The organism is Frigoribacterium sp. PhB118, assembly GCF_003751725.1.
Classification (GTDB): domain Bacteria; phylum Actinomycetota; class Actinomycetes; order Actinomycetales; family Microbacteriaceae; genus Frigoribacterium.
Window position 1 is genome coordinate 1 of the sequence record NZ_RKID01000011.1, and the last position, 5,348, is coordinate 5,348.

A 5,348-nucleotide genomic window follows, 5' to 3' on the forward strand; every position below is an offset into this window, starting at 1 on the left:
TCATCTTTGGTGGGGTTGTGAGTGGTGTTTAGGTTTCTTTGAGATTGATGGACAACAACAATCGTCAGATTGTTTTGTTCTTTAGTCAGCATCAAATTCAGCAGTCATAACCTATTCCGGTTGTGCTGTTTTTTCTTTTACGGAGAGTTTGATCCTGGCTCAGGACGAACGCTGGCGGCGTGCTTAACACATGCAAGTCGAACGATGAACTGGAGCTTGCTCCAGGGATTAGTGGCGAACGGGTGAGTAACACGTGAGTAACCTGCCCTTGACTCTGGGATAAGCGCTAGAAATGGCGTCTAATACCGGATACGAGCTTCAGCCGCATGGCTAGGAGTTGGAAAGAATTTTGGTCAAGGATGGACTCGCGGCCTATCAGCTAGTTGGTGAGGTAATGGCTCACCAAGGCGACGACGGGTAGCCGGCCTGAGAGGGTGACCGGCCACACTGGGACTGAGACACGGCCCAGACTCCTACGGGAGGCAGCAGTGGGGAATATTGCACAATGGGCGAAAGCCTGATGCAGCAACGCCGCGTGAGGGATGACGGCCTTCGGGTTGTAAACCTCTTTTAGTAGGGAAGAAGCGAAAGTGACGGTACCTGCAGAAAAAGCACCGGCTAACTACGTGCCAGCAGCCGCGGTAATACGTAGGGTGCAAGCGTTGTCCGGAATTATTGGGCGTAAAGAGCTCGTAGGCGGTTTGTCGCGTCTGCTGTGAAATCTGGGGGCTCAACCCCCAGCCTGCAGTGGGTACGGGCAGACTAGAGTGCGGTAGGGGAGATTGGAATTCCTGGTGTAGCGGTGGAATGCGCAGATATCAGGAGGAACACCGATGGCGAAGGCAGATCTCTGGGCCGTAACTGACGCTGAGGAGCGAAAGCATGGGGAGCGAACAGGATTAGATACCCTGGTAGTCCATGCCGTAAACGTTGGGAACTAGATGTGGGGGCCATTCCACGGTCTCCGTGTCGCAGCTAACGCATTAAGTTCCCCGCCTGGGGAGTACGGCCGCAAGGCTAAAACTCAAAGGAATTGACGGGGGCCCGCACAAGCGGCGGAGCATGCGGATTAATTCGATGCAACGCGAAGAACCTTACCAAGGCTTGACATATACCGGAAACGTCCAGAGATGGTCGCCCCGCAAGGTCGGTATACAGGTGGTGCATGGTTGTCGTCAGCTCGTGTCGTGAGATGTTGGGTTAAGTCCCGCAACGAGCGCAACCCTCGTTCTATGTTGCCAGCACGTTATGGTGGGAACTCATAGGAGACTGCCGGGGTCAACTCGGAGGAAGGTGGGGATGACGTCAAATCATCATGCCCCTTATGTCTTGGGCTTCACGCATGCTACAATGGCCGGTACAAAGGGCTGCGATACCGTAAGGTGGAGCGAATCCCAAAAAGCCGGTCTCAGTTCGGATTGAGGTCTGCAACTCGACCTCATGAAGTCGGAGTCGCTAGTAATCGCAGATCAGCAACGCTGCGGTGAATACGTTCCCGGGCCTTGTACACACCGCCCGTCAAGTCATGAAAGTCGGTAACACCCGAAGCCAGTGGCCTAACCCTTGTGGATGGAGCTGTCGAAGGTGGGATCGGTGATTAGGACTAAGTCGTAACAAGGTAGCCGTACCGGAAGGTGCGGCTGGATCACCTCCTTTCTAAGGAGCATGTACTCGCCCCGCGGTATACACGGGGGTCAACGAGTCAAGTCGGTTTCGAAGCGAATGTCTTCGGTCGGCGCTCATGGGTGGAACATTGACAATGGCTCTTCGCGGAGAGCATCAGCGCTAGTACGGCACCTTCGGGTGTCTGGAAGGTGAGGGTGTTCGAGGTGGGGGGCGTGCACGCTGTTGGGTCCTGAGGGACCAAGCACCCATGCTTTTCGTGTGGGGGTTTTTCCTCTGGGCCATGAAAGTCCTGCATCAATCGCAGGGTGATCATGGTGCCGCCCGTATTTTGAGAACTACACAGTGGACGCGAGCATCTTAGTCGCAAGCAGGGCCGGCCTTCGGGTTGGTTGTTGTTTGTGATACTAAGTGCAATTTCTTAGACCAATCCGCCCTTTGGGTGTGGTTGGCGAATGAGATAACACTGAGCTGTCAGTCTTTGGCTGGCAGCAACTTTGTGGTCAAGTTTCTAAGAGCAAACGGTGGATGCCTTGGCATCTGGAGCCGAAGAAGGACGTAGAAATCTGCGATAAGCCTCGGGGAGCTGATAATCGAGCCCTGATCCGAGGATTTCCGAATGGGGAAACCCCGCCAGGCGTTATGTCTGGTGACTCCCGCCTGAATATATAGGGCGGGTAGAGGGAACGTGGGGAAGTGAAACATCTCAGTACCCACAGGAAGAGAAAACAACAGTGATTCCGTCAGTAGTGGCGAGCGAAATCGGAAGAGGCTAAACCGGTCATGTGTGATAGACGGCGGTCGTTGCATGGTCGGGGTTGTGGGACCCGTTGTCCTGTTCTGCCGGACAGGAACAGTTACAGCGCAGTATAGGCGAACAGCTTTGAATGGCTGGTCATAGAGGGTGCGAACCCCGTAGCCGAAATGCTGGCGCTGGCTGAATGGGGATCCCAAGTAGCTCGGGGCCCGAGAAATCCCGTGTGAATCTGTCAGGACCACCTGATAAGCCTAAATACTCCCAGATGACCGATAGCGGACAAGTACCGTGAGGGAAAGGTGAAAAGTACCCCGGGAGGGGAGTGAAATAGTACCTGAAACCGTTTGCTTACAAACCGTTGGAGCCTCCTTGTAGGGGTGACAGCGTGCCTTTTGAAGAATGAGCCTGCGAGTTAGCGATATGTGGCGAGGTTAACCCGTGTGGGGTAGCCGTAGCGAAAGCGAGTCTTAATAGGGCGATCCAGTCGCATGTCCTAGACCCGAAGCGAAGTGATCTATCCATGGCCAGGTTGAAGCGACGGTAAGACGTCGTGGAGGACCGAACCCACTTAGGTTGAAAACTGAGGGGATGAGCTGTGGATAGGGGTGAAAGGCCAATCAAACTTCGTGATAGCTGGTTCTCTCCGAAATGCATTTAGGTGCAGCGTTGCGTGTTTCTTGCCGGAGGTAGAGCTACTGGATGGCCGATGGGGCCCAAAAGCTTACTGACGTCAGCCAAACTCCGAATGCCGGTAAGTGAGAGCGCAGCAGTGAGACGGTGGGGGATAAGCTTCATCGTCGAGAGGGAAACAACCCAGACTACCAACTAAGGTCCCTAAGCGTGTGCTAAGTGGGAAAGGATGTGGAGTTGCATAGACAACCAGGAGGTTGGCTTAGAAGCAGCCACCCTTGAAAGAGTGCGTAATAGCTCACTGGTCAAGTGATTCCGCGCCGACAATGTAACGGGGCTCAAGCACACCACCGAAGTTGTAGATTTCGTATTATAGACAAGCCTTCGTGGTTCAGTCGTACGGAGTGGTAGGAGAGCGTCGTGTGGCCAGTGAAGCGGCGGTGTAAACCAGCCGTGGAGGCCACACGAGTGAGAATGCAGGCATGAGTAGCGAAAGACGGGTGAGAAACCCGTCCTCCGAAAGACCAAGGGTTCCAGGGCCAGGTTAATCCGCCCTGGGTAAGTCGGGACCTAAGGCGAGGCCGACAGGCGTAGTCGATGGACAACGGGTTGATATTCCCGTACCGGCGAAGAACCGCCCAAGCTAATCCAGTGGTGCTAAGAGTCCTAACCCGGCTGAGTGGATCCCTTCGGGGTGATGCCGGCCGGTCTAACGCTCGACCCCATGCTGGTGCGGTTAACGTATTAACAGGTGTGACGCAGGAAGGTAGCTGAGCCAGGCGATGGTATCCGTAAGGTGAACCTGGTGTAAGGATGTAGGGCTGACGATAGGCAAATCCGTCGTCAATGCGCCTGAGATCCGATGCGTACCCCGATTGGGGGAAATCAGTGATCCTATGCTGCCGAGAAAAGCATCGACGTGAGGTTCAAGCCGCCCGTACCCCAAACCGACTCAGGTGGTCAGGTAGAGAATACCAAGGAGATCGAGAGAATCGTGGTTAAGGAACTCGGCAAAATGCCCCCGTAACTTCGGGAGAAGGGGGGCCGGAACCGTGATGGGATTTACTCCCGGAGCGGGAAAGGCCGCAGAGACCAGTGGGAAGCGACTGTTTACTAAAAACACAGGTCCGTGCCAAGTCGCAAGACGATGTATACGGACTGACGCCTGCCCGGTGCTGGAAGGTTAAGAGGAAGGGTTAGCGCAAGCGAAGCTCAGAATTTAAGCCCCAGTAAACGGCGGTGGTAACTATAACCATCCTAAGGTAGCGAAATTCCTTGTCGGGTAAGTTCCGACCTGCACGAATGGCGTAACGACTTCCCAGCTGTCTCAACCGCGAACTCGGCGAAATTGCACTACGAGTAAAGATGCTCGTTACGCGCAGCAGGACGGAAAGACCCCGTGACCTTTACTACAGCTTGGTATTGGTGTTCGGAGTGGCTTGTGTAGGATAGGTGGGAGACTGTGAAGCTTGGACGCTAGTTCAGGTGGAGTCATTGTTGAAATACCACTCTGGTCACTTTGGATATCTAACTACGAACCGTGATCCGGTTCTGGGACAGTGCCTGGTGGGTAGTTTAACTGGGGCGGTTGCCTCCCAAAAAGTAACGGAGGCGCCCAAAGGTTCCCTCAACCTGGTTGGCAATCAGGTGTCGAGTGTAAGTGCACAAGGGAGCTTGACTGTGAGACTGACAAGTCGAGCAGGGACGAAAGTCGGGACTAGTGATCCGGCAGTGGCTTGTGGAAGCGCTGTCGCTCAACGGATAAAAGGTACCTCGGGGATAACAGGCTGATCTTGCCCAAGAGTCCATATCGACGGCATGGTTTGGCACCTCGATGTCGGCTCGTCGCATCCTGGGGCTGGAGTAGGTCCCAAGGGTTGGGCTGTTCGCCCATTAAAGCGGTACGCGAGCTGGGTTTAGAACGTCGTGAGACAGTTCGGTCCCTATCCGCTGCGCGCGTAGGAAATTTGAGAAGATCTATCCCTAGTACGAGAGGACCGGGATGGACGAACCTCTGGTGTGTCAGTTGTCCTGCCAAGGGCACCGCTGATTAGCTACGTTCGGAACGGATAACCGCTGAAAGCATCTAAGCGGGAAGCCGGCTTCGAGATGAGATTTCCATACCCTTAGGGGTGAGAGGCTCCCAGCTAGACTACTGGGTTGATAGGCCGGATGTGGAAGTGGGGACTAACGACCCATGGAGCTGACCGGTACTAATAAGCCGATAACTTGACAACACTCCCTCCCTGTAGAGGTGGGGGAAAGCTGCTTGCGTCCACTATGTGGTTCCCGAAATACGGTCGGGAACAACTCAACAGACAAGTCGCCACATCTGTAA

General features: G+C 54.5%; 2 rRNA genes. Both read left to right on the forward strand.

The features are described 5' to 3' along the window. Nucleotides 1-136: 136 nt before the first annotated feature. Nucleotides 137-1,656 (forward strand): 16S ribosomal RNA (locus tag EDF21_RS16440). 468 nt (nt 1,657-2,124) lie between these two features. Next, nucleotides 2,125-5,247, forward strand: a 23S ribosomal RNA gene (locus EDF21_RS16445). Together the 16S and 23S rRNA genes form the textbook arrangement of a ribosomal RNA operon. Nucleotides 5,248-5,348: the final 101 nt, after the last annotated feature.